Source organism: Tsukamurella paurometabola (assembly GCF_900631615.1).
Lineage (GTDB): Bacteria > Actinomycetota > Actinomycetes > Mycobacteriales > Mycobacteriaceae > Tsukamurella > Tsukamurella paurometabola_A.
Map to the genome: position 1 here is coordinate 2,605,689 of NZ_LR131273.1, position 23,995 is coordinate 2,629,683.

Below are 23,995 nucleotides of genomic sequence, written 5' to 3' on the forward strand. Positions count from 1 at the left end.
ATTCTCCCGCTGGGGCCAGGGACTCGCCCGGGCCACGGCCCTAGCGTCTACGGCATGATCGACTACGTGACCCCGTCCCCGGTGCTGCGCGAGCCCGAGCGCGGCGCGCTCGCCGCGCCGCTCCGCGAGCCCCTGCGCTTCCTCACCACACCCGCGCCGTGGCGCGGCCTGGCCTACTTCGCCGGATCGATGATCGTCGGCTGGGTGCTCTTCTTCCTCTACGTCGTGGTCGTGCTCCTGCCCTTCGCGCCGGCGTGGTCGTTCGCGCTCGCGAAGCTCGAGCGGGTCCGCGTCACGTGGCTCGGAGCACCGGCGATCGGCGACCCGCATCCGCCGGTGTCCGGCGACCTGTCCACCCGCGCCGGGGCCCGGCTCGGCGAACGCGCGACGTGGCGAGAGGTCGCCTACTCGCTGCTGCTGGCCGTACTCACCCCGGTGCTGTTCCTCGGGGCGGTGGTCGGGTGGACCGTCGGCCTGGGGCTCGTGCTGGGCCCGATCGTCTCCGACGAGGTCAACGTCATGGGCACGGCGGTCGACGGTGTCGTGAGCCGGGCGGTCTGGGGCGCGATCGGCGCCGTGATCTGCGCGGTGGGCCTGTACATCACCTACGCGGTGGCGGTGGCGCAGGCCGCCACCGCGCGCCTGCTGCTCGGCCCGACCGAGGAGGAGCTCCGCCGCCGGGTCACCACGCTCGAGGCGTCCCGCGGCGTGCTGGTGCACTCCTTCGAGGGCGAGCGGCGCCGGATCGAGCGCAATCTGCACGACGGCCCGCAGCAGGATCTCGCGAGCCTGTCGCTGCAACTCGGCGAGCTGCAGCAGAGCCTGCCCGAGACCGCCGACGAATCGCTGCGCGGTCAGGTCGCCGACGCCCAGGCGCGGCTGGAGCGGGCCATGGCGGGCCTGCGGGACACCGTGCGCGGCGTGCACCCGCAGGTGCTCGACGACGCCGGGGTCGAGGCCGCGTGCGCCGAGCTCGGCGGGGCGATCCGCGTGGACGTGAGCGCCGGCGACGGTTGGACGCCGGGCCGCCGCCTGCCCGCCGAGATCGAGCAGGCCATGTACTACACCGCCAGCGAGGCGGTGACCAACGCGATCAAGCACGGCGGCGCGAGCACCGTGCGGATCACGTTCGCCGCGGGCGCGCTCGGGGTGTCGATGACGGTGATGGACGACGGCACGGGCGGTGCCGACCCCGCCGGCGGCACCGGCCTCGCCGGGCTGATCGAGCGCGCGGAGTCGATCGGCGCGACACTGACGGTGCTCAGCCCGCCCGGCGGGCCGACCACCCTCTACTGGGCCAAGGCGGTGTAGTGCGGATCGCGATCGCGGAGGACTCCGTCCTGCTGGCCGAGGGCCTGCAGCGGATCGTCGAACGGGCCGGCCACGACGTGGTCGGCCTGCTCGGCGACGCCGATGCGCTCCGAGCGCTCGACCCCGGCACCGTCGACCTCGTGGTGACCGACGTGCGGATGCCCCCGGGCCACGGCGACGACGGCCTGCGCGCCGCCCTCGACCTGCGCGCCGGACGCTCGGGCCTGCCGGTGCTCGTCCTGTCCCAGTACGTCGCCGCGGCGTACGCCCGGCGGCTGTTGGATTCGGGCGGCGGCGTGGGGTACCTGCTCAAGGAGCGGGTGGGTCGCGTGGGCGACTTCCTCCGCGCGCTCGAGACCGTGGCCGGCGGCGGTGTGGTGGTAGACCCCGAGGTGGTGTCCAAGATGTTCACCCCGACGGTGCTCGACCGGCTCACGCCCCGCGAGGGCGAGGTCCTCGCGCTCATGGCGGACGGCCGCAGCAACGCGGACATCGCTGCGGCGCTGGTCGTCTCGGACGCGGCGGTGGCCAAGCACGTCGCGAACATCTTCGCGAAGCTGGACCTTCCCCCGGAGGAGGGGAATCGGCGGGTCCGTGCGATCCTCACCTACCTCACGGACCGATAGCGTGCCGGCGGCGTTACGCACCGGTAGCCGGTACGTTGACCCTATGGCGAATCCCGTTGGCCCCACCCCCATCGACCTGCACGCCCTGCGCCGCGCGCCCAAGGTCCTGCTCCACGACCACCTGGACGGCGGGCTCCGGCCCGCCACGGTCCTCGAGCTCGCCGCCGAGACGGGCTACGACGCGCTGCCCGCCGCCACTGAGCCGGAGCTCGCCGCGTGGTTCCGTGACGCCGCGGACTCGGGGTCGCTCGTGCAGTACCTCGAGACGTTCGAGCACACCGTCGGCGTGATGCAGACGCCCGAGGCGCTGGCCCGGGTGGCGCGCGAGTGCGCCGAGGACCTCGCGGCGGACGGGGTGGTCTACGCCGAGGTGCGGTTCGCGCCCGAACAGCACCTGCAGGGCGGCCTGTCGCTCGACGAGGTGATGGAGGCGGTGCTCGCCGGCTTCGCGTCGGGTGAGTCCGCGGCACGGACCGCCGGCCGCCCGATCGTGGTGCGCTGCCTGGTGACCGCGATGCGGCACGCCGCCCGCTCCCGGGAGATCGCGGAGCTGACGGTGCGCTGGCGCGACCGGGGTGCCGTCGGATTCGACATCGCCGGCGCGGAGGCCGGATTCCCGCCCAGCCGCCACCTCGACGCCTTCGAGTACATGCGGGATCACTCCGCGCCCTTCACCATTCACGCGGGCGAGGCCTTCGGTCTGCCGTCGATCCACGAGGCGCTGGCCTTCTGCGGCTGCGACCGGCTGGGGCACGGTGTGCGGATCGTCGACGACATCTCCGGCGTCGAGCCCGGCGCCACCGACGTCTCCGGCGCGGTCCTGGGCCGGGTCGCGGCGCGGGTGCGGGACGCGCGCATCCCGTTGGAGCTGTGCCCCAGCTCCAACGTCCAGACCGGTGCGGTCGCGTCGTTGCAGGAGCACCCGTTCAACCTGCTGGCGCAGCTCCGTTTCCGCGTCACGGTGAACACGGACAACCGGCTGATGAGCGACACGACGATGAGCGCGGAGATGCTCAAGCTGGTGGAGACCTTCGGCTACGGCTGGACGGACCTGCAGCGCTTCACCATCAACGCGATGAAGTCGGCGTTCCTGCCCTTCGACGAGCGGCTCGCGATCATCGACGACGTGATCAAGCCCGGATTCGCGGTGCTGATCGGCTGATCCCGGCGCGCCCCGCGGCGGTCCGCCGCGGGGTCGTCACTTGGAGGTCAGCCGGTCCTCGAAGTCGTGCTCGAGCGCCCGCCAGGCCTCGGCCTCGTTGTCGAACGGGCCCGACGGGGCCAGCCGGCGCGGCTGCGGGTCGAGCGCGTAGGAGACGAAGAAGCCGAGCGGGGTGGTGGGGCGCAGGGCCTCCCGCACCGACGAGTCGTCCGCGAAGTCGGCCGAGTCGAGCAGCAGCTCCACGGCGAGGTCGAGCTGGTCGCGGTCGATGCGGCGCGGGCCGTCGGCGATGTCCTCGCCGATCCCGGGCAGCACGTACACGTTGTCGTCGTAGACCTCGATGTCCAGCGAACCGTCGGTGGCGGCGACCCGCACCTCGTCGTACGTGGAGACGGCGGAGAGGTCGGTGTCGTCGTCGTCCGCGAGGTAGCGCGCCAGCGCGCCCTCGGAATCGAAGACGAAGATCTTGCCCTTGCGCCCCAGGAAGATCGGGTTGTCGTCCAGGTAGCAGCGCAGCGTGTAGTACTCGCCCGTCGAGGTGATGATCTTGATCGGGTCGATGCCGACCTGGCCCCAGAAGGAGTCGTCCTCCTCGTACTCGTCCTCGTCGTCCTCCGCCGCGGGGGCGTCGTCGGCCTCGTCGTCGGTGTCCTCGGCGTCCGCGTCCAGATCGTCGTCGAGGTCGTCAAGGTCGGTGTCGAGCTCGTCCTCGTCGTCCTCGTCCGCCGCGAGCGCCGCGGCCCGCTCCGCCGCGGCGGCCAGCTCCTCCTCCGCGGTCGCGGTGGCGGCGGCGGCGACCTTCGGGGTGCTGACGACGCCCTCGATCGCGTCGATCACGTCGTCCCACTTGCGGCTGATGATCTGGCCCACCTTGTGCCACATGTCCGCGCCCTCGCGGCCCTCGAAGTTGCGGGTGCCGATGCGCACGGTGCCGAGCACGGGGTTGCCGTTGAAGAACTTGGTGACGTCGATCAGCTCGCAGACCTCGCCGATGAGGCCGACGATCTCGAGGGTGTCCTCGAGCTCGGCGATCACCTCGGGCGTGGGGTCCTCGGCGGCCAGCTCGGGCACCGAGATCAGGTCGAAGCTGCGGTCGTCGCGCGGGACGAAGGCCTCGGCGGGCAGGGTGGTCAGCGCCTCCCAGGCGGGGTGGTCGTCCAGGTCGTTCGGCTTGCCGCTCCGGGCGAAGGCGACGAGCTCGGCGACCGATGAGAAGCCGTACAGATCCTCGTCGAGGCCCAGGAAGGCCTCCCATTCGTCCTCCCCGTCACGCCACCGCGGTGCCCACAGGGTGTACACCGGGCCGTCGGTGAGGCCGAGTTCGATCGGGACGATGTCAGACGCCATGGCGCCCAGCGTAGTGCACCGGACCGGGTCGGCGTCGGCTGGAGGATCGGACAGCCCCGGCCTCAGCCCGTCGGGCGGAAGAAGCCGTAGAACTGCTGCCCGATGTTGTCCGTGCGGACGGCCGAGATCTGCACGGGATCGCCCGCTTCGATCATGCGGCCGTCGCCGAGGACCATCGCGACGTGTCCGCTCCACACGGCCAGGTCGCCGGGCTGCAGGTCCCCGGAACTCACGGACGCGCCGACGGCCTGCTGGTCCGCCAGGCGGGGCAGTTCGATGCCCGCCTGCCGGTACGCCCACTGCGTGAATCCGCTGCAGTCGAGGCCCACACCGGGGGTCGTGCCGCCCCACGCGTAGGGCACGCCCAGCTGGGTGAGCGCGGCCTGCACCGCGGCGGCGGCCTTCGCGTTCGGTGCCTTGACCACTGTGCCGTCGGGCAGCCGCACGTCGTAGCCGCCCTTGCCGTCGGCGGTCACCGTCGTCCGGCCCGACCCGCGGGACGCGGACACCGTCTGCGCGCCGGAACCGCGGCCGGAACCGCGGCCGGAACCGCCCCGGGTCGCGGACGTGAGAGCGGATCCCAGACCGCTCACGGGCGACGCCCCGCCCCCGCCCGTACCGCCGCCGGAGCCGGAGCCGGAACCGGTGCCGGCGGGCGAGGCGGCGGCGGGAGCCGACGTGGCGGTGGTCGAGGCGGGCGTCGTCGCGGCGCCTCCGTCGACGGTGCCGGGCGCCGTCGGGGTGGACTCGGCCAGTCCGGCGACGGTCCCGGTCTCGCCGTCGAGTCGCTCGCGGATCGAGCGCAGCACGTCCAGCGCCTGCTGCAGGTGCTCGGCCGCCAGGGTCAGCACGGCGATCAGGCCGGTGGGATTGAGCAGTGTCGGGTTCGCGGCCTCGGCCTTGGCGACGAAGGAGTCGAGGATCGCCTGCAGCCGGGCGCGGCCCGTGCCGACGACCTCTGCGGCCGTGGTCACGGATGTGCGGATCGCGCCGGCGTGCTGCGAGAGGGCGCCCGCGGCGGAGCCGCCGTCGCCGATACTGCGCTGTGCCGACGTCGCGTCGACTCCCGTCCACGCCCGCCCCACCGTGACCCGGGTGGTGTCCGTCCGGGCGCTGACGCGTGCGAGCTCGGCCTCGATCGCCCGGATGGCGCCGTCGACGCCGGCGACGGAGAGGTCGCCGGTGCCGAACGTGTCCAGCAGGGCGCGCAGCGGCGCGGCCAGCGCCGCGACGATGCCGTTCACGGCGCGCCCAGGAGCCCGAGCAGCGCGCCCGCGCCGCCCGCATCCGCGGCGACCGCGGAGGCCACCGTCCGCGCCGCGCCCGCGGACGCGGAGGTGTAGAACGCGGCGAGGCGGGCCACCTCGGCGTCGGCGGCGGTCACCGCGCCCAGGAGTTCGGCCAGGTAGTCGCCGCCGACCAGACCGAACACCGGTGTCAGCGCCGACGCCGAGACCGCACCCGCCCCCGCGGCCCCCGCCACGGCGGTCGCCAGCGACCCCAGCTCGCTCCCCGCCGCGGTGACCGCGCCCGTCGCCATCAGAAACGGTTCCATCGCAATACCCCCTCATTGATTGGACGCCTCAGGGCGCCGCGCGGTTCCCGATACGCTGACCGCATGCAGATCACCGTGGTCGACCACCCCCTGGCCGCCGTCCGTCTCACCGCGCTGCGCGCCGAGGCCACCGACAACGCCTCCTTCCGCGCGGCGCTCAAGGAGCTCACCCAGATGCTGGTCTACGAGGCCATGCGCGAGGCCGCCGTCGCGCCGGTGACGGTCACCACGCCGCTCGAGGACACCGACGGTGCCGCGCTCGCCTCCCCGCCGCTCCTGGTGCCCGTGCTCCGCGCCGGCCTGGGGATGGTCGACCAGGCGCACGCGATGCTCCCGGAATCCCAGGTGGGCTTCGTCGGCATGGGCCGCAACGAGGAGACCCACGTCCCCGAGCCCTACTTCCAGTCGCTGCCCGCCGATCTCGCGGGCCGCCCGGTGTTCGTGCTCGACCCGATGCTCGCGACCGGCGGCTCGATGGTCGAGACGCTGGGCCTGCTCGCGCAGCGCGGTGCGACCGACGTCACGGCCGTGTGCGTCGTCGCCGCGCCCGAGGGCGTGCAGGCGCTCGCCGACTGCGGCCATCCCGTGCGGCTGGTCACGGCCACCGTCGACCGGGGGCTGAACGAGAACGCCTACATCGTGCCCGGTCTCGGCGACGCCGGCGACCGCCAGTTCGGCCCGCGCTGGACCTGATCCGCCGACCCCGGGGCGCTACGGCGCCGCCCAGAATCCGGTCGCGGGCTCGGTGAAGTCGCCGGACGCCGTACTGATCACCAGGCCGCTGGGAGTGATGTTGATCGTCGCGTCCGGGGCGCGGGCGACCCACCCGGGACCCGCCGGCAGGACGCCCTCGATGCGGGTGCCGGATCCGGTGTCGGTGCGCCAGCCCGCGTAGTACAGGGAGCCCGCGCGGTCGCAGACCACGGCCTGCGAGGTGGCCGTGAGGACCATCATCTTCGCGGCGTCGCCGTCCGTGCAGCGCGCCTGCGTCCCGAGGAAGCCGAGCGCATCGGTGCCGGGGATCGACGGTGCGGGCGCGGGACCGTCGTGTCGCTCGGGCGGCGGCGCCGTCGAAGAGGAGGGGCTCGACGTTCCCGACGGCGGTGCCGCGGCCGTCGCGGGCTCGGTGGAGCGCTTACCGCTGACGTACGCCGTGGCCCCCGCCGCGGCGGCGACCACGATGAGTACCCCCACGAGTACGGACACGGCGATCACCCGGCCGCGCGCAGGGCCGGCCGGACGGGCTGGGCGGGTCACCCGAAGGCCGCCCACTTACGCACCGTGTCGGTCACCGCGGCGAGCCGCTGTCGGGCGCGCGCCTCGGCGCCGTTCGTGTCGCTGTCGGCCGTCACGGGCTCGATCACCTCCAGGTAGAACTTCGCCTTCGGCTCCGTTCCGGAGGGCCGCACGGTGACCCGCACGCCATCGCCGCGGAACACCAGCGCGTCCGTCGCGGGACGGGCCGTCAGAAGATCCTCACAGCCGACGGCGGTGTTTGCAACTTCAACAGGCGGGGAGGCGCGGAGGGCGGCCATGATCGCCGCGATCCGCGCGACGTCGTCCACGCGCAGCGCGTACTGGCCCGAGAGGTACACGCCGTGCCGCCGGTACAGGGCGTCGAGCGCGTCCGGCAGGCCGCTGCCCTGCGCCTTCAGTGCCGCGGCGTAGCCCGCGGCGACGACCGCGGCGGAGATCCCGTCCTTGTCGCGCACCGTCGCGGGGTCGACGCAGAGGCCGAGTGCCTCCTCGTAGGCGAACACGAGGCCGTCGCCCGCGCGGACGAGGTTCTTGAACCCGGTGAGGGTGCGTGCGTAGCGCGCGCCGCGGCTCTCCGCGATGGCGCCGAGCAGCTCCGAGCTCACGATGGTCGTCGCGACCAAGGGGCTGGCCCCGGCCGACGGCGCGCCGGCCAGCGGGTCGTCGAGCAGGTGCGCGCCGAGGAGCGAGCCGGCTTCGTCGCCGGTGAGCATCCGCCAGCCGTCGGGGAACCGGGCCCCGAGGGCGCACCGGTCTGCGTCGGGGTCGAGCGCGATCGCGAGGTCGGCGTCGACGCGCTCGGCGAGGGCGAGTAGCAGGTCGGAGGCGCCCGGCTCCTCGGGATTGGGGAACGTCACCGTCGGGAACTCGCCGTCGGGGGCGAACTGCTGTTCCACGACGTGGACATCGTCGAAGCCGCTGCGCCGCAGGGCCTCCACCGCGACCTTCCCGCCGACGCCGTGCATCGGCGTGAGCGCGATCCGCAGGGGCACGGCGGGCGCCGCGCGCAGGGAGGAGACGCGATCCAGGTACGCCGCGACGACCTCCGTCGCGCGGGGATCGGCGGGCACCGGCGTCCGGTCGATCGCGACGGCGGCGGGCGCCGCGGCGATGAGCTTCTCGATCTCGGCGTCCGCGGGGGAGACCAATTGGGCGCCGCCGCTGAGGTAGACCTTGTAGCCGTTGTCGGCGGGCGGGTTGTGCGACGCGGTGATCTGCACGCCGGCGACGGCGCCGAGCGCCCTGGTCGCGAACGACACCCACGGCGTGGGGCCGGGCTCGGGGAGCGCGACCACGGCGAAGCCCTGCGCGGCGAGCACCTCGGTCGCGGCGGCGAAGAAGGCCTCGGACCCGCGCCGCGCATCCCGTCCGACGACGACGGTGCCGCCGCCCAGGCACGTGGCCTTGAGCCACTCGCCGAGCGCCCAGGTCGCGCGGGTCACGACGGCCACGTTCATGCCCGACGGTCCGCCGCGCACCGGGCCCCGCAGGCCCGCGGTACCGAAGGACAGCGGTGCCGCGAAGCGTTCGGCCAACTGGTCGCCGTCGAGCGCCTCGAGCTCGGCGCGCGTCGCGGGATCGGGGTCGCCCTCGATCCAGGCCAGGACCTCGGCTGCGAGTTCGGCGCCCATCTACATCGCCTCGATCACGTCGGCGAGCAGGCCGCCCATCCGCGCGGCCGCCTCGCGCCCGGCCTCGAGGACCTCCTCGTGGTTGAGCGGTTCGCCGGTGATGCCGGCGGCCAGGTTCGTGACCAGCGAGATCCCCAGCACCGCGGCATCCTCGGCGCGGGCGGCGATGGTCTCGTGCACCGTCGACATGCCCACCAGGTCCGCGCCCAGCGTGCGCAGCATGCGGATCTCGGCGGGAGTCTCGTAGTGCGGGCCGGGCAGGCCGGCGTAGACGCCCTCGTTCAGGGACGGGTCCACCTGCTGCGCCAGGGCCCGCAGTGCGGGGGAGTAGGCGTCGACCAGGTTGACGAACTGCGCGCCCACCAGTGGGGAGCGCGCGGTGAGGTTGAGGTGGTCGGCGATCAGCACCGGCTCGCCGACGAACATGCCCTCACGCAGGCCGCCCGCGGCGTTCGTGAGGATCACGGTCGATGCGCCCGCGGCGCACGCGGTGCGCACCGGATGGACGACGCGCGAGAGGTCGTGGCCCTCGTACGCGTGGGTGCGCCCCAGCAGTACCAGCACCCGCTTGCCGCCGACGACGACCGCGGACGCGGTGCCCTTGTGGCCCGCCGCGCTCGGAGGTGCGAAGTGGGGCAGGTCCGCCATCGGGATCGATCCGACGGCGCTGCCGCGCGCCGTGAGCGCCTCGGCGGCGGGCGCCCAGCCGGAGCCGAGCACGACCGCCACGTCGAAGCGTTCACGGCCGGTCGCCGCGATGAGCGCGTCGGCCGCCTCCCGGGCCGCCGTGGTGGGATCGTCGATGCCGGTGTCGCGTGCAGTCTGCGCCATGTGCTCCGATGCTAGCGGCTATCGTGATCGCCATGCCTTACGTCACGCGCACCGACGACGTCTTCACTCTCTTCCTGGGCGATGAGGGCGTCGAGCTCTCGGAGACCAACCCGGAGAACCGCTTCTCGCCGGACTGGGTCGACGCGGTGCACGCCCGCCTCGACGAGATCGAGGCGCAGGCCGCCGGATCGCCCGCCGCGCTGGTGGTCACCGCGACCGGCAAGTTCTTCTCGAACGGCCTCGACGTGATGTACATCCTCGCGAACACCGGCGAGCTGCCGACCTACCTGGATCGCGTGCACACGGTCTTCAGCCGCCTGCTGACCTTCCCGATGACCACGGTGGCCGCGATCAACGGGCACGCCTTCGGCGCCGGCGCCATGCTGGCACTGTCGTGCGACTTCGCGGTGATGCGTGAGGACCGCGGCTTCTTCTGCCTGCCCGAGGTCAGCCTCAAGATGGGCTTCACCGTGGGCATGGCCACTCTGCTGCGCTCGCGGCTGCCGTACCAGACCGCCATCGAGGCCATGACCACCGGACGTCGCTACGGCGGCGCCGACGCGGTGGCCGCGGGCATCGTGCAGTCCACCGCGTCCGAGACCGGACTGCTCCCCGCCGCGACCGCCCTCGCCGCGGCGAACGCGGCCGCCGACGGCCCCACGTTGAACAAGATCAAGAACGATCTGCACGCGCCGCTCATCGCGGACCTCGCCGTCCCGACGACCGAAGTCAAGTTCGGCTGACGGTGACCGGCCGCGTCACCTCCGTCCTGGAGGCGCTCACCGGCACCGTCGACCGCGCGCGGGACGACCTGGTCGCGGTCAGCCACGACATCCACGCCCGTCCCGAGCTGGCCTTCGAGGAGCGGTTCGCCTCTGGCCTGGTCGCCGACGCCCTGGCGGGGCACGGATTCGCGGTCGAGCGCGGCATCGCCGGCCTCGAGACCGCCTTCGTCGGGCGGGCCGGTTCGGGCCCGCTGCGCGTCGCCGTCTTCGCCGAGTACGACGCCCTGCCCGGGATCGGGCACGCCTGCGGGCACAACATCATCGCCGCGGCGGGCCTCGGCGCGGGCATCGCGCTCGCGGCCGTCGCCGACGAGCTGGGGCTGACCGTCGAGGTGTTCGGGACCCCCGCGGAGGAGTCCGGGGGCGGCAAGGTGCTCATGCTGCAGCGCGGTGCGTTCGACGGTGTCGCGTGCGCGGGCATGGTGCACCCGGCCCCGTTCGACGTGGTGCGCACCCGCACCCTGGCCCTCGCCGACCTCGCGATCCGGTACACCGGTCGCGAGGCGCACGCCTCCGCCGCCCCGTGGGCCGGCCGGAACGCGGGCGACGCCGCCACCGTCGCGCAGGTCGCGCTCGGCCTGCTGCGGCAGCACCTCGAGCCGGGGCAGCAACTCCACGGCATCGTCAGCGAGGGTGGGGCTGCGCCCAACGTCGTCCCGGCCGCCGCGGAACTGCTGTACTACCTGCGCGCCGACGACGCCGAGTCGCTGGAGCGGCTCACCGCTCGCGCCGGCGACTGCTTCGCCGCGGGCGCGGTGGCGGCCGGGTGCAGCCACGAGGTCACGGAGCTCGCGCCCGCGTACACCGAGCTGCGCAGCGACGACGGGCTCGCCGCCGCGTACCGCGCCGCGGCGGTCGCGATCGGCCGTGATCCGGTGGCGCCGGAGTACGAGAGGTTGGTGCCGCTGGGGAGTACCGACATGGGCAATGTGAGCCACGCTGTACCGTCGATCCATCCGCTGATCGGCCTGGAGACCGACGGGGCCGTGACCCATCAGCCGGAGTTCACGGCAGCCGCCGGTGGTCAGTCCGCCGATCGGGCCGTGCGCGACGGCGCGCTGGCCCTGGCCGCAGCCTTCGCTGCGGTCGCGGAGGACGAGGACGAGCGCGCGCGGCTGCTGACCGGGGCCGGGCGCCGCGGGCGAGAGGGAGGCGGACGGTGACGGGCACGGCGAGCGGGACTGCGGGCGAGGGCCTTTCGAGGGCCGCGTACGTCGACCAGTGGCTGCAGCGCAAGGGCGACTGGCTCCGCGAATTCCGCCGCGACCTGCACGCCCACCCCGAGCTGTCGTGGCGTGAGCAGCGCACGACGAACGCCGTGTTCGAGGCACTGGCCGCCGCGGGGCTGCACCCGCGCAAGCTGTCGACCACCGGCCTGGTGTGCGACCTCGGGCCGGCCACGGCCGAGCGCGTCGCGCTCCGCGCCGATATGGACGCACTGCCGATCCACGAGGCCACCGGTCTCGAGTACCAGTCGACCACGCCGGGCGTCTCGCACGCGTGCGGCCACGACGCGCATACGTCCATCCTCCTGGGCACCGGCCTCGCGCTGGCCGAGCTGGACCGCGCCGGCCGCCTGCCGGTCGGCGTGCGGCTGGTGTTCCAGCCCGCCGAGGAGGTCATGCCCGGCGGCGCGCTGTCGGCGGTGCGCGACGAGGTGATGCAGGGCGTCTCCCGCATCTACGCGCTGCACTGCGACCCGCGCGTCGAGGTGGGGAGGATCGGCGTCCGCTCCGGTGCCATCACCTCCGCGGCCGATCACGTCGAGGTCATCCTGCACTCGCCGGGCGGGCACACGTCGCGGCCGCACCTGACCAGTGACCTCATCTACGCCATGGGCACCGTCATCACCGGGTTGCCCGGCGTCCTCTCGCGCCGCGTGGACCCGCGCTCCGGAACGATCATGGTCTGGGGCGCCGCCAATGCCGGCTCCGCGCCGAACGCGATCCCGCAGATCGGCGCTCTGCACGGCACCGTCCGCACCGGCGAGCATCACATCTGGGAGTCGCTGGAGCCGCTCGTGCGCGAGATCATCGCCGAGTTGCTCTCGCCGCTGCGGATCAAGCACGAGGTCAACTACACCCGCGGCGTGCCGCCGGTCATCAACGACCACCTGGCGGCCACCCGCCTCGCCGACGCCGCGCGCGCCGTCTCGCTCGACGGGGTGGTCGACACCCCGCAGTCCGGTGGCGGTGAGGACTTCTCCTGGTACCTCGAGGAGTCGCCCGGCGCCATGGCTCGTCTCGGCGTGTGGTCCGGCGAGGGGCGCCAGTACGACCTGCACCAGCCCGACTTCGTCCTCGATGAGCGCGCGCTGGAGATGGGTGTGAAGGTCTTCACGAACGTGGTCTTCGCCTCCATCTAGCGGCTGCGCCCGATAAGCGCGAGTTCAGCGTCGGAGCCGAAGGTGGTGCCATGACCGCCATTCGTCTGATCCGGCACGGCTCGCCCCTCACCCGGAGTGGGTCCCTCCGACGGTCATCGTGGATGGGCGGATGTGCCCGGTCAATGATGGCGATGCCCTGATCCCGGTCCTGCCCGGGATGCGGACGGTCGGCCTCCGACCACGGTGTCAGGTGCGCCCGTCCAGGCCGCCGGAGACATCGATGGAGGTGCCGGTCGTGTACGAGGAGCGGTCGGAGAGGAGGAAGGCGATGGTGTCGCCGACCTCGTCCGGGCGGCCCATGCGCTGCAGCGGAATCGACCGCCGTCGGGCCTCCTCGTGGCACCAGTCGGCGTAGGTGCTCGTGGTGCCGGACCGCTCGTACCTCTCCCGCTGCCGGGCGGTCTCGATGACGCCGACGTTGACCACGACGACGCGCACGCCGTCGGGCGCCAGATCGGTGCCGAGGGTCGCCGCGTAGTTCGCGAGGGCGGCCCGGGCGGCACCGACCGGCGCCAGCTCGGACGCCGGGTGGTGGGCGCTCACACCGTTCACCAGTACGATCGCTCCGCGTGCGGCGATGAGGTGCGGGCGGGCGGCATGGACGAGCGCCATCGCGGCGCCGACCTTCGTGGTGAACTGCTCCGCCCATACCCCGGGTGCGGCGTCGACGCCGGCGGCCACACCGGTACCCGCGTTCGCGACCACGCCGTGAACGCCGCCGAAAGCGCGCACTGCGGCGTCGACGACGGCCTCGACGTCCTCGGGGAGGCGGGCATCACCCCTCATCAGGAGCAGCCGATCCGGCGCGGCGTGAACATCGGCGAACGCCGCCGTGAGGCGATCGTGGTCGCGGGCGAAGCCGCAGACCCGCGCCCCTTCGCGCAGCAGCCGGAGCGCCGTGGCGAGCCCGATGCCGCTGCCCGCGCCGGACACGACGAACGCGCGGTCGCGCAGGTCAAGCTCCATGGGGGCCTTCCTTCCTCCCGTCGACGAGCGCATCGCCGAGTGCGGTGCGGCGGTAGAGGACCCGGCGGCCGTACCGTGAACTCTCCACGATCCCGCAGGCGGCCAACACCTTCAGGCTCTGGGACACCGCGGACGGCGAGATCCCCAGCGCGGTCGCCAGATCCACGACGGCCGCCGGCTCCGCGAGCGCCGCGAGCAGGTCGGCCTTCGCCGTGCCGATGAGCTTGCGGAGCGTGTCGTCGGCGACCGGCGGATTCGACTCTGCGAGCGTCGCCGCACCGCGGGCCGGGTACCCGATGTGCGGTGCGGTGCGCGTCGGGTCGTGGGCGGTGGTGATGCGGGTCGTGAAGACGCTCGGCATCAGCGTGAGGCCGAGGCCGGGCGAGCGGACCTCGCCGGAGACGACGGAGCACGACATGTCCACACTCAGCTCGCCGCTGCGGCGCCACTCGACGCGCGGGCTCAGCGATTCGAAGAGCCGGCTGGGGCCGCCGACGGCGAGCTCGCGGCCCCGGAAGACGACGTCGGATTCCAGGATCCGTTGCACCGCCGGCCAGACGGGTGCGACCGCCGCCGCGTGGTAGGCGGCGAGGGCGTCGGCGATCTCCGCCGCGGGGTCGTCCCGCGCGATCAGGTCCGCCAGCGCCGCAGACGGTGCGCCGCCCTCCGCGAGCTCGGTCAATTCCGTGCGCGCGGTGGCCGCGTCGGTGCCGCGGACGACGTCGAGGTGCGCCTCGAACGTCGGCCGGACGCCGGCCTGCGCCGTCACCGGTGTGAGGAAGTCGGGGATCTGCTTCCCGGACGGTGAGACCAGCGCGTCGATCAGTGCGCCGTCGTACTCTCCGCGGCGGGCGTTCGCCTCGCACCGCCACCCCGCGAGGTGGTGCGCCGTGTCGTACACCCGATTCAGGTGGAACAGACTCAGCACGGTCTCGTTGAGCGGTGACACCACGAAGCGGGCGTCGGCCAGATCGCCGACGTCCAGTAGGTAGGTCAACATGTAGGCGCCACCTAATTCATTGGAACCCGCGGCGGGGTTCGTGTGTGCTCGGAGCATGAGCGAACATCGAGAGCACTGGAACCTGGCGGCGGATCCTCCGACGGCAGCAGTCTACGCCCGCCTCGCGGACGCGCACGACCGATCGGAGCGGGACCGGGTGCGCCGGAACCGAGCGGGCCGCACCGTCGCACCCGGGCGACGGGGCGTGCGTCCCGGACTGGCCCGCGCGCTGCGCCGGCTGGCGGCGGCCGTCGAGCCCGCACCGGCGAACTGCGGTCCTGAAGCGGTGTGAGCCCGGACCGAAAGTCGACTCCAGCAGCGCGGGGCGGCGGTATCGGCCGTCCCGGCCATCCGGAGTGAAGTTTCGGGGACTACTCCGCGCCGTCGGCGGATGCGCCCGGCCCGGGTCCGACGTTGCGGGACTCGCGGGTGCGGATGTCGAGGACGTACTCCTCGGGCGCACCGGCGATGTACGCGGCGTCGGCCATGACGCCGAGGTAGCGGGCGGACGGCAGGCCGCCCTCGAAGGCGTCGACGACGTACAGCCAGGCCAGGGTGGACCCGCCGCCGATGAGGTCGACGCGGACCTTGAGTTTGACGTGGATGCCCAGCTCGGAGCCCTCCCACCGGTCGAGGGAGGCCTCGTCGTCGGGCGTCACGTCGTACAGCACCACGAAGACCTTCGCGTCCGGATCGGACGGATCCTCGGTCACGGTCGCGAGGGCGCCCTCCCAGCCGATGTCCTCGCCGGAGAAGGTCAGGCGCCACCCGTGCAGCCACCCCGTACCTGCCATCGGCGAGTGCGGGGCGCGCTCGGCCATCTGGTCGGGGTGCATGTTGGAGCCGTAGGCGGCGTAGATCGGCACAGACTGAACTCTAGCGCGCCCGGCCACCCGCACGGCTCGCCCGACGGTGCCCGCACGCGGCGGCGCGGCGGGCGCTAGCGTTGCAGCCATGACGAACATCGTGATCATCGGCGGCGGTCCGGCGGGGTACGAAGCAGCACTGGTGGCGGTGGCGCACGGCGGCGACGTCACGGTGGTCGAGTCCGACGGGATCGGCGGCGCCTGCGTTCTCTACGACTGCGTACCGTCGAAGACCTTCATCGCCTCGACCGGCATTCGCACGGAGACCCGGCGCGCCGTCGACCTGGGTATCGAGCTGCACTTCGAGCGCGTCGAGATCGACGTCGAGCGGATCAACACGCGCGTCAAGGACCTCGCCGCGGCGCAGTCGGCCGACATCCGCGCGCGCCTCGTCGGCGAGGGCGTGCGCATCATCCGCGGCAGTGCCTCGCTCGCGCCGAGCAACCCCGGCATGGCGCAGCACGTGGTGAACGTGGTCACCCCGACCGGCGGCGAGCAGACCCTCGAGGCCGACGTGGTGCTGGTCGCGACGGGCGCCTCGCCCCGCGTCCTGGAGTCCGCGCAGCCCGACGGCGAGCGGATCGTCACCTGGCGCCAGCTGTACGACCTCGAGGAGCTCCCGACGCACCTGGTGGTCGTCGGCTCCGGCGTCACGGGGGCGGAGTTCGTGCACGCCTACACCGAGCTCGGCATCAAGGTGACGCTCGTCAGCTCCCGCGACCGTGTGCTGCCGCACGAGGACGAGGACGCCGCGCTGGTCCTCGAGGACGCGCTGGTCGACCGCGGTGTCTCGCTGGTCAAGCGCGCCTACGCCGACAAGGTGGAGCGCACCGAGGACGGCATCGTCGTCCGGCTCACCGACGGTCGCACCGTGGAGGGCTCGCACTGCCTCATGACCGTCGGATCCATTCCCAACACCGCCGGGATCGGTCTCGAAGACGTGGGCATCGAGCTGGACAAGGGCGGCTACATCCCCGTCGACCGGGTCTCGCGGACCAAGGTGCCCGGCATCTACGCGGCCGGCGACTGCACGGGGGTGCTGCCGCTGGCCTCCGTGGCCGCGATGCAGGGCCGCGTCGCGATGTACCACGCCCTCGGCGAGGGCGTCTCGCCCGTGAAGCTCAAGACCGTCTCGTCGGCGATCTTCACCCGCCCGGAGATCGCCACCGTCGGCGTCTCCCAGGCCGCGATCGACGACGGCACGTACCAGGCGCGCACCGTCATGCTGCCGCTCGCCACGAACCCGCGGGCCAAGATGTCCGGCCTGCGGCGCGGTTTCGTCAAGGTCTTCTGCCGGCCCAACACGGGTCTCGTCATCGGCGGTGTGGTGGTGGCGCCGAACGCCTCCGAGCTGATCCTCCCGCTGACCATCGCGGTGCAGAACGGTCTCTCCGTCGACGACGTGGCGCAGACGTTCTCCGTCTACCCGTCGCTCGCCGGATCCGTCACCGAAGCGGCCCGGCAGTTGATGCGCCAGGACGACCTGGCGTAGCCCGCCCCGCCCGTGAGCGATCACGACGGCGTCTTCGAGACGCTGCGGCCGCGGCTGTTCGGCGTGGCGTACCGGGTCCTGGGCTCGGCGCCCGACGCGGAGGACGTCGTGCAGGACGCGTGGCTGCGGTGGCGCGGCGTCGATCACGCCACCGTCCGCGACCCCGAGGCGTTCCTGGTAGTGACGGTGACCCGGCTGGCGCTGAACCTGGCGCAGTCGGCGCGGGTGCGCCGTGAGCAGTACGTGGGGGAGTGGTTCCCGACGCCCGTCGACACCGCCGCGGATCCCGCGCTCGGTGCCGAACGGTCCGCGGCGCTCGAACTGGCCGTGGTGCACGTACTGCAGCGGCTGTCGCCCGAGGCGCGGGCCGCGTACGTGCTCCGCGAGGCGTTCGACCATCCCTACGACCGGATCGCGGAGATCCTGCAGGTGCGGGAGGCCACCGCGCGGAAGCTCGTCAGCCGGGCCCGGACCCGGGTGGCCGGGGAGCGCCGTACGACGGTCAGCCGCGAGCGGGTGCGCACGTTGCTCGACGCCTTCCTGGCCGCGGCGCGGGACGGCGACGTCGCGGGGCTCGAGGCGGTGCTGGTGGCCGACGTGGTCAGCGAGACGGACGGTGGTGGTGCCCGGCGTGCGGGACGCCGCCCGGTGGTGGGGGCGAACGCGGTGGCGCGGTTCGTCGCAGGCTTCTCGGTGCGTTTCATGGCCGACGCGTCCGCACGGACCGTCGAGGTCAACGGGTTGCCGGGGGCGGTCTTCCTCGTGGACGGTGCGCCCGTCGCCCTGCTGTGCCCGACGGCGTCCGAAGCGGGGATCACCCGGTTGATGTGGGTCATGAACCCCGCGAAGCTGGCCGGTTTCGCCTGACGGTCACGGATCGGCGTGCCGTCCGGTCCTCGATGTGGAGGCCCGAACCGTTCGGGCCGGATCGAGAGGACGGAACATGGCGAGGTTCGTGGTGATCGGCGGCACCGGGCTGATCGGATCGAAGGTGGTGGCGGGGCTCTCCGCGTCGGGGCACGACGCCCTCGCGGGCGCCCCCAGCACCGGCGTGAACGCGGTGACCGGCGAGGGACTGGCGGAAGCTCTCGCGGGCGCCGACGGCGTGGTGGACGTCGCCAACTCGCCGTCGTTCGAGGACGCGGCGGTGCTGGAGTTCTTCACCTCGGCCACCACCAACCTCCTCACCGCGGCCCGATCCGCCGGGGTCGCGCGCTACATCGCGTTGTCCGTGGTGGGCACCGACCGGCTCGCGGCGAGCGGCTACTTCCGCGGCAAGATCGCCCAGGAGGGCCTGATCGAGGACGGCGGCGTGCCCTACACGATCGTCCGTGCGACGCAGTTCTTCGAGTTCGTCCCCGGCATCGCCGCCGCGTCGGAGGTCGACGGGGCGGTGCGGCTGCCGGGCGCGAGCATCCAGCCCATCTCCTCCGACGACGCGGCCGCGGCGGTCGTGCGCGCCGCGCTCGGGGCCCCGGTCGACGATCGCATCGAGGTCGCGGGACCGGACGTCTTCGCCCTCGATGACCTGGTCCGGAGGGCGCTCGCCGGTGCCGGGGACGGGCGTCCCGTCGTGCGCGATCCGGAGGCGACGTACTTCGGAGCGCGCCTGCGCGAGGACACGCTGCTGCCGGGTCCGGACGCGGAGATCGCGGCGACGAGGTTCTTCGGCTGATCGCCGGCGCGGGACCATCGCGCCTCGGAATCTCACGACATGTCACAGAAACGATCAGAGATGATGTTCATGTCTGTTACCTTTCGTGAGGTTTGGTTCCTGCGATCCTGGAGGCGCGATGCTCCTCGCCGACAATGCACTCCGACTCAACGTCGGACTGCTCGACTACACGCTGGTCGCGATCTACTTCGTGTTCGTCCTGGGCATCGGGTACCTCGCTCGTACTCAGGTCGCGTCCAGCCTCGACTTCTTCCTCTCCGGTAGGCGGCTCCCCGCCTGGGTGACCGGCGTGGCCTTCGTGTCCGCGAACCTCGGTGCCGTCGAGATCATGGGCATGTCCGCCAACGGCGCCCAGATCGGCATGTCGACGTTCCACTACTACTGGATCGGCGCCGTCCCGGCGATGGTCTTCCTCGGCATCGTGATGATGCCGTTCTACTACGGCTCGAAGGTGCGCAGCGTCCCCGAGTTCATGCGCAAGCGCTTCGGTACCGGTGCGCACCTGGTGAACTCGCTGAGCTTCGCGGTGGCCCAGGTGCTCATCGCGGGTGTCAACCTGTTCCTGCTCGGCACGGTGATCAACGTGGTCCTCGGTTGGCCGCACTGGGTCTCGTTGCTGGTCGCCGCGGCGGTGGTGCTCACCTACACCGTGCTGGGCGGTCTCTCCGCCGCGATCTACAACGAGGTCCTGCAGTTCTTCGTGATCCTCGCCGCGCTGGTCCCGCTCACGGTCATCGGCCTGATCAAGGTCGGCGGCTGGAGCGGCCTCAAGGAGAAGGTGATCGAGACCCGCTCCGACAAGGGCGTCACCGCCACCGTCGCGGACCAACTGCACACCTGGCCCGGACAGGCGCTGAGCGGCTTCGAGTCGCCGGTCTGGTCGGTCGTGGGCATCGTCTTCGGGCTCGGCTTCGTCCTGTCCTTCGGCTACTGGACCACGAACTTCGTCGAGGTGCAGCGGGCCATGGCCTCCGATTCGATGTCCGCGGCGCGGCGCGCCCCGATCATCGGTGCGATTCCGAAGATGTTCATCCCCTTCGTCGTGGTCGTGCCCGGCATGATCTGCGCGGCGGCGGTCGGCGACATGATCAATCTCAAGAACAACGGTGCGCCGGAGGGGATCACGTACAACGACGCCCTGCTGCTCATGATGCGCGACATCCTGCCGAACGGTCTGCTGGGCGTGGCCGTCGCGGGCCTCATCGCCTCGTTCATGGCGGGGATGGCGGCCAACGTCTCGGCCTTCAACACGGTCTTCAGCTACGACCTCTGGCAGCAGTACGTGGTCAAGGACCGCGAGGACTCGTACTACATCCGCGTGGGCCAGATCGCGACCGTCGCCGCCGTGATCCTCGCGATCGGCACCGCGACGATCGCCGCCGGCTACTCCAACCTGATGGACTACCTCCAGACGCTGTTCGGCTTCTTCAACGCGCCGCTGTTCGCCACCTTCCTGCTCGGCATGTTCTGGAAGCGGATGACGCCCACCGCCGGTTGGGCGGGCCTGGTGTCCGGCACACTCGCCGCGATCGTCGTCTTCGTGATGCAGCAGACCGGTGTCATCGACCTGCCCGGTCAGGGCATGGCGTTCGTGGCCGCCTCCGCGGCCTTCGTGGTCGACATCCTGGTGTCGGTCCTCGTCTCCGCGGTGACCGAACCCAAGCCCGAGTCCGAGTTGGCGGGGTACGTCTACTCGCTCACCGACAAGGCCACTCTGCGCGGCGAGGACGACAGCGCCGCACCCTGGTACTCGCGCCCGGTGCCCCTCGGCGCCGCGGTACTCACCACGACCGTCGTACTCGGCGTGATCTTCCACTGAGGAGTCTGAACCATGACCAACGACAACGTCACCGCGTCCGCCCCGGCACCGAAGTCCGTGACACTGGCGCTCCTGTCGGACATCCGCACCGTCATCGCGGCCCTCCTCGGCATCTACGGCGTCCTGCTCCTGATCGCGGGGCTCGTGCCGTCGTTCGCGGAGTTCGGCGCCCGCGAGTTCGAGCACACCCCGGACCGCGTCGAGCTGGCCGCGGGCAGTGCCGGGAACCTCTGGGTGGGCGGCGCGCTCGTCCTCGTGGCCATCGCCTTCGAGGCGTGGGCCGTGGTGGGGGTCAAGCGTGCTGGCAGCTGACCGACGTCGGATCATCCTCGAGGAGGTGACGGCCCGCGGCTCCGTCCGGGTGATCGACCTGGCGGCCGATCTCGGCGTCTCCGAGATGACCATTCGCCGTGACCTGGACCGGCTCGCCGATGCTGGGGAGCTCGCCAAGGTCCACGGCGGGGCGGTCCTCTCCAACAGCGGGGCCGGTCGGGGTGTGGAGCCCCTGTCCGCGCAGAAGGCCGTCCGCGACACGGCGGAGAAGCGTGCCATCGCCGCCGTCGCCGCGGGACTGGTCGACGAGGGGATGACGGTGGCGGTCGGCGCCGGCACCACCACGCTCGAACTCGCCCGCCTGCTGCGCGGACGGCGCGTCTCGGTCGTGACGAACTCCATCTCGATCTTCCACGTCCTCACGGACCCCGACGAGGCCGCCGCTGATCCGACGAGCGCGTCCGCCGTCCAACTCACGGGCGGACAGCGGACCCCGTCGGACGCCCTCGTGGGGCCCGTGGCGAACGCGATGCTCGAGCGCGTGCGCTGCGACGTCGCCCTCCTGGGCTGCCACGGCATCGACCCGGGCGCCGGCTTCACCTCGCCCAACATCGGTGAGGCCGAGACGAACCGCAGGCTCATCGGCAGCGCCCGCTCGACCGTGCTGCTCGCGGATCACACCAAGTACGGCGAGATCGGCGCGCACCTGTTCGCCCGCTTCGCCGATGTGGACGCCCTGATCGTGGACGACGGGCTGGGCCGCACCGCCCGGGATTCGCTGGCCTCGGCGGTTCCGCTGACGATCGCGGAGGGAGTCGCGCGGTGACACGAGACATCGCCGCCCCCACCGCATCGCGGCTCGCGGACGGCCGCGAGATCCTCTTCTTCTCGTCCGACGGTCCGCCGGCCATCGGCGTCGACCGCCGGGACCTGCCCGATCGCCCGACGGTGCCCGTCACCACCGTCCGGCGCGATCCGACGACCGGCGACAACATCATCGTGGCGCCCGCCCGGCAGGAACGCACCTACAAGCCGCCGCGCACGATGTGTCCGTTGTGTCCCGACCCGTCGGGGCTGTCGAGTGAGATCCCCGCCGCGGACTACGAGGTCGTGGTCTTCGAGAACCGCTTCCCCTCGCTGGCGACGCCGGCGGGCTTCGAACCCCCCACCGGCGCGGGGGCCGACCCGCTCCGCGTCGAGCGGCCCGGGCTGGGCCGGTGCGAGGTGGTGTGCTTCGCGAGCGACCACGACGGGTCGTTCGCCCGGCTCTCCCGGCGTCACGCCCGGCTGGTGATCGACGCCTGGAGTCATCGGACCTCGGAGCTGCTGGCGCGCGGCGACATCGAGGAGGTGTACTGCTTCGAGAACCGGGGCGAGGAGATCGGGGTGACGCTGCCGCACCCCCACGGCCAGATCTACGGCTACCCGTTCCGCACCCGCCGCACGGCGTCGCTGCTGCGCACCGCGGCGCAGTACCGTGCCGAGAACGGCGCGGACCTGTTCGAGGCCGTGCTGGCCGCCGAGGTCGCCGACGGTGCCCGGATCCTCGTGCGCACCGAACACGTCACGGCGTTCGTGCCCTACGCGGCGAAATGGCCCGTGGAGGTGCACGTGTACCCCAACCGGCACGTGCGCAACCTCGCCGAGCTCACCGAGGCCGAGGCCGACGACCTCGCGGCGGTCTACCTCCTGCTGCTCCGCGCCTTCGACGCGATGTACGACGCGCCGCTGCCGTACATCGCCTCGTGGCACCAGTACCGGGCCGACGCCGCCGAGGGCTACCTCCACGCGGAGATGTTCTCCATCCGGCGCAGCGCCGACAAACTCAAGTACCTGGCCGGATCGGAATCCGGCCGCGACGCCTTCGTGACCGATAAGACCCCGGAGGCGATCGCCGACGAGGTGCGGCGGGTGATCGGATGACGGTGCGCGCGTACGCCCCCGGCCGGGTGAACCTGATCGGGGAGCATACGGACTACAACGACGGCTTCGCGTTGCCCATCGCCCTCCAGGTGGGGGTGACCGCCGAGTTCGACACGGCGGGCGAGGGTTCCGCGATCGAAGTCTCCTCCGCGCAGGAGGACGGCGTTGTGACGATCCCGTTGCGGACCGGCCCGGGTGAGGTTCGGGGCTGGGCGGGATACGTCGCGGGGTGTGTGTGGGCCCTCCGCGAGCACGGCGTCGACGTCCCCGCCGGCACGCTCCGATTGACGTCGGACGTGCCGGTGGGGGCGGGGCTCTCGTCCTCGGCGGCCCTCGAGTGTGCGGTGTTGCTGGCCTTGGCCGGCGCGGCGCCGGACGCGCCGCAGGACCGGACCGTGTTGGCCCGGATCGCGCAGCGCGCGGAGAACGACTACGTCGGCGCACCGACCGGCCTGCTCGACCAGATGAGCAGCCTGTACGGCGCTGAGGACACCGCGCTGCTGCTCGACTTCCGATCGGTGTCGGTGGACCCCGTGCCGCTGCGCCTGGGCGACGACGTCCTGGTGGCCATCGACTCGCGGACGCCGCATCAGCACGCGGCCGGCGAGTACCGCGCGCGACGCGAGGCGTGTGAGGCGGCGGCCGCCCGGCTCGGCGTCGCGGCCCTCCGGGACGCGGCGGACGACGCCTGGGAATCGCTGCAGGCCGGGGAGATCCGCCGCCGCGCCCGGCACGTGCTCACCGAGAACCGTCGGGTGCTCGACGCCGCCGCGGCGCTGCGCCGTTCGGACCACGCCGCATTCGGTGCGCTGATGAACGCCTCGCAGGCCTCGATGCGGGACGACTTCGAGATCACCGTGCCCGCGATCGATCTCATCGCGGACATCGCGGTCGAGCTCGGCGCCCACGGTGCCCGCATGACCGGTGGTGGGTTCGGCGGCACCGTCATCGCACTGGCACCGGCTCCGGTGGCGCGCCGGATCACGGAATCACTGCCGGACCGCGTCGTCCGCGCCGGGCATCCCGCGCCGACCGTCTCCGCCGTGCGGCCGGGACGTGGCGCCCACCTCCTCCCCGGTGGGTGATCACG

25 protein-coding genes are annotated in these 23,995 nt (G+C 72.6%); 16 read left to right on the plus strand and 9 right to left on the minus strand.

What is annotated here, in order from left to right; all coding sequences use genetic code 11:
- The first annotated feature begins 54 nt into the window (after nt 1-54).
- From ELY19_RS13045 to ELY19_RS13055, 3 genes are read left to right on the plus strand one after another with little or no spacing between them, the layout of a single operon-like run.
- The gene (locus tag ELY19_RS13045; RefSeq protein ID WP_126196579.1) at nt 55-1,311 is read left to right on the plus strand and encodes a sensor histidine kinase; all 1,257 of its coding nucleotides are present in this window, start codon (nt 55-57) and stop codon (nt 1,309-1,311) included.
- Nucleotides 1,311-1,937 carry a response regulator gene (locus tag ELY19_RS13050; RefSeq protein WP_126196580.1) on the plus strand — a complete coding sequence of 209 codons (627 nt, stop codon included), beginning with the start codon at nt 1,311-1,313 and terminating at the stop codon, nt 1,935-1,937. The genes ELY19_RS13045 and ELY19_RS13050 overlap by 1 nt, the downstream gene beginning before the upstream one ends.
- A gap of 43 nt (nt 1,938-1,980) precedes the next feature.
- A complete protein-coding gene (locus ELY19_RS13055; protein WP_126196581.1) occupies nt 1,981-3,099 on the plus strand; it encodes an adenosine deaminase in 1,119 nt (372 codons plus the stop codon).
- Nucleotides 3,100-3,135: 36 nt separating this feature from the next.
- On the opposite strand, the gene ELY19_RS13060 is transcribed toward ELY19_RS13055, so the two are convergent.
- The 3 genes from ELY19_RS13060 to ELY19_RS13070 all read right to left on the minus strand — a co-directional run bounded on the left by ELY19_RS13060 (nt 3,136) and on the right by ELY19_RS13070 (nt 6,001).
- Nucleotides 3,136-4,446: a SatS C-terminal domain-containing protein gene (locus ELY19_RS13060; RefSeq protein ID WP_126196582.1), complete on the minus strand. Its 1,311-nt coding sequence runs from the start codon at nt 4,444-4,446 to the stop codon at nt 3,136-3,138.
- A gap of 62 nt (nt 4,447-4,508) precedes the next feature.
- Complete coding sequence (locus ELY19_RS23995) at nt 4,509-5,690, minus strand: C40 family peptidase (RefSeq protein WP_126196583.1); 1,182 nt, start codon at nt 5,688-5,690, stop codon at nt 4,509-4,511.
- Nucleotides 5,687-6,001, minus strand: a complete 315-nt coding sequence (locus ELY19_RS13070; RefSeq protein ID WP_126196584.1) for a hypothetical protein — start codon at nt 5,999-6,001, stop codon at nt 5,687-5,689. The genes ELY19_RS23995 and ELY19_RS13070 overlap by 4 nt, the downstream gene beginning before the upstream one ends.
- A gap of 63 nt (nt 6,002-6,064) precedes the next feature.
- Here ELY19_RS13070 and upp point away from each other — a divergent pair, with 63 nt between their 5' ends.
- Complete coding sequence (gene upp / locus ELY19_RS13075; RefSeq protein ID WP_126196585.1) at nt 6,065-6,694, plus strand: uracil phosphoribosyltransferase; 630 nt, start codon at nt 6,065-6,067, stop codon at nt 6,692-6,694.
- 18 nt (nt 6,695-6,712) lie between these two features.
- Here upp and ELY19_RS13080 read toward each other — a convergent pair whose 3' ends face one another.
- Genes ELY19_RS13080 through ELY19_RS13090 form a run of 3 tightly spaced genes read right to left on the minus strand, consistent with a single transcriptional unit; the run spans nt 6,713 to nt 9,720 of the window.
- Nucleotides 6,713-7,207 (minus strand): hypothetical protein, encoded by a 495-nt coding sequence (locus tag ELY19_RS13080; protein ID WP_126196586.1) that lies wholly within the window; start codon nt 7,205-7,207, stop codon nt 6,713-6,715.
- Nucleotides 7,208-7,254: 47 nt separating this feature from the next.
- On the minus strand, nt 7,255-8,889 hold the full coding sequence (locus tag ELY19_RS13085) for a phospho-sugar mutase (RefSeq protein ID WP_126196587.1): 1,635 nt from the start codon (nt 8,887-8,889) through the stop codon (nt 7,255-7,257).
- A complete protein-coding gene (locus ELY19_RS13090) occupies nt 8,890-9,720 on the minus strand; it encodes a purine-nucleoside phosphorylase (protein WP_197715897.1) in 831 nt (276 codons plus the stop codon).
- Between the two features lie 32 nt (nt 9,721-9,752).
- Between ELY19_RS13090 and ELY19_RS13095 the strand changes: the two genes are divergently transcribed.
- The 3 genes from ELY19_RS13095 to ELY19_RS13105 are packed head-to-tail and all read left to right on the plus strand — an operon-like array spanning nt 9,753 to nt 12,870.
- Nucleotides 9,753-10,463 (plus strand): enoyl-CoA hydratase/isomerase family protein, encoded by a 711-nt coding sequence (locus tag ELY19_RS13095; RefSeq protein WP_126196588.1) that lies wholly within the window; start codon nt 9,753-9,755, stop codon nt 10,461-10,463.
- On the plus strand, nt 10,460-11,668 hold the full coding sequence (locus tag ELY19_RS13100; RefSeq protein ID WP_197716056.1) for an amidohydrolase: 1,209 nt from the start codon (nt 10,460-10,462) through the stop codon (nt 11,666-11,668). Before ELY19_RS13095 ends, ELY19_RS13100 begins: the two co-directional genes overlap by 4 nt.
- Nucleotides 11,665-12,870 (plus strand): amidohydrolase, encoded by a 1,206-nt coding sequence (locus ELY19_RS13105; RefSeq protein ID WP_126196589.1) that lies wholly within the window; start codon nt 11,665-11,667, stop codon nt 12,868-12,870. The genes ELY19_RS13100 and ELY19_RS13105 overlap by 4 nt, the downstream gene beginning before the upstream one ends.
- 207 nt (nt 12,871-13,077) lie before the next feature.
- On the opposite strand, the gene ELY19_RS13110 is transcribed toward ELY19_RS13105, so the two are convergent.
- Nucleotides 13,078-13,857 carry an SDR family oxidoreductase gene (locus tag ELY19_RS13110; protein ID WP_126196590.1) on the minus strand — a complete coding sequence of 260 codons (780 nt, stop codon included), beginning with the start codon at nt 13,855-13,857 and terminating at the stop codon, nt 13,078-13,080.
- The gene (locus ELY19_RS13115) at nt 13,847-14,857 is read right to left on the minus strand and encodes an ArsR family transcriptional regulator (RefSeq protein WP_126196591.1); all 1,011 of its coding nucleotides are present in this window, start codon (nt 14,855-14,857) and stop codon (nt 13,847-13,849) included. The genes ELY19_RS13110 and ELY19_RS13115 overlap by 11 nt, the downstream gene beginning before the upstream one ends.
- 55 nt (nt 14,858-14,912) lie before the next feature.
- Here ELY19_RS13115 and ELY19_RS13120 point away from each other — a divergent pair, with 55 nt between their 5' ends.
- Nucleotides 14,913-15,149 carry a hypothetical protein gene (locus tag ELY19_RS13120; RefSeq protein ID WP_126196592.1) on the plus strand — a complete coding sequence of 79 codons (237 nt, stop codon included), beginning with the start codon at nt 14,913-14,915 and terminating at the stop codon, nt 15,147-15,149.
- Nucleotides 15,150-15,228: 79 nt separating this feature from the next.
- Here the strand turns inward: ELY19_RS13120 and ELY19_RS13125 are convergent, their stop codons facing one another.
- A complete protein-coding gene (locus ELY19_RS13125) occupies nt 15,229-15,723 on the minus strand; it encodes a gamma-glutamylcyclotransferase family protein (RefSeq protein WP_126196593.1) in 495 nt (164 codons plus the stop codon).
- A gap of 88 nt (nt 15,724-15,811) precedes the next feature.
- Here ELY19_RS13125 and ELY19_RS13130 point away from each other — a divergent pair, with 88 nt between their 5' ends.
- From ELY19_RS13130 to galK, 8 genes are all read left to right on the plus strand, one after another.
- Nucleotides 15,812-17,215 (plus strand): NAD(P)H-quinone dehydrogenase, encoded by a 1,404-nt coding sequence (locus ELY19_RS13130; protein WP_126196594.1) that lies wholly within the window; start codon nt 15,812-15,814, stop codon nt 17,213-17,215.
- Between the two features lie 12 nt (nt 17,216-17,227).
- Nucleotides 17,228-18,082 carry an RNA polymerase sigma factor SigJ gene (sigJ, locus tag ELY19_RS13135; RefSeq protein WP_126196595.1) on the plus strand — a complete coding sequence of 285 codons (855 nt, stop codon included), beginning with the start codon at nt 17,228-17,230 and terminating at the stop codon, nt 18,080-18,082.
- Nucleotides 18,083-18,158: 76 nt separating this feature from the next.
- A complete protein-coding gene (locus tag ELY19_RS13140; RefSeq protein ID WP_126196596.1) occupies nt 18,159-18,890 on the plus strand; it encodes an SDR family oxidoreductase in 732 nt (243 codons plus the stop codon).
- A gap of 118 nt (nt 18,891-19,008) precedes the next feature.
- Nucleotides 19,009-20,709, plus strand: coding sequence for a sodium:solute symporter family protein (locus ELY19_RS13145; protein WP_126196597.1), 1,701 nt, complete (start codon nt 19,009-19,011; stop codon nt 20,707-20,709).
- 12 nt (nt 20,710-20,721) lie between these two features.
- The gene (locus tag ELY19_RS13150) at nt 20,722-21,021 is read left to right on the plus strand and encodes a hypothetical protein (RefSeq protein ID WP_126196598.1); all 300 of its coding nucleotides are present in this window, start codon (nt 20,722-20,724) and stop codon (nt 21,019-21,021) included.
- Nucleotides 21,008-21,808 carry a DeoR/GlpR family DNA-binding transcription regulator gene (locus ELY19_RS13155; RefSeq protein WP_126196599.1) on the plus strand — a complete coding sequence of 267 codons (801 nt, stop codon included), beginning with the start codon at nt 21,008-21,010 and terminating at the stop codon, nt 21,806-21,808. The genes ELY19_RS13150 and ELY19_RS13155 overlap by 14 nt, the downstream gene beginning before the upstream one ends.
- On the plus strand, nt 21,805-22,905 hold the full coding sequence (gene galT / locus ELY19_RS13160; RefSeq protein WP_126196600.1) for a galactose-1-phosphate uridylyltransferase: 1,101 nt from the start codon (nt 21,805-21,807) through the stop codon (nt 22,903-22,905). Before ELY19_RS13155 ends, galT begins: the two co-directional genes overlap by 4 nt.
- The gene (gene galK, locus ELY19_RS13165) at nt 22,902-23,990 is read left to right on the plus strand and encodes a galactokinase (RefSeq protein ID WP_126196601.1); all 1,089 of its coding nucleotides are present in this window, start codon (nt 22,902-22,904) and stop codon (nt 23,988-23,990) included. The genes galT and galK overlap by 4 nt, the downstream gene beginning before the upstream one ends.
- Nucleotides 23,991-23,995 lie beyond the last annotated feature (5 nt).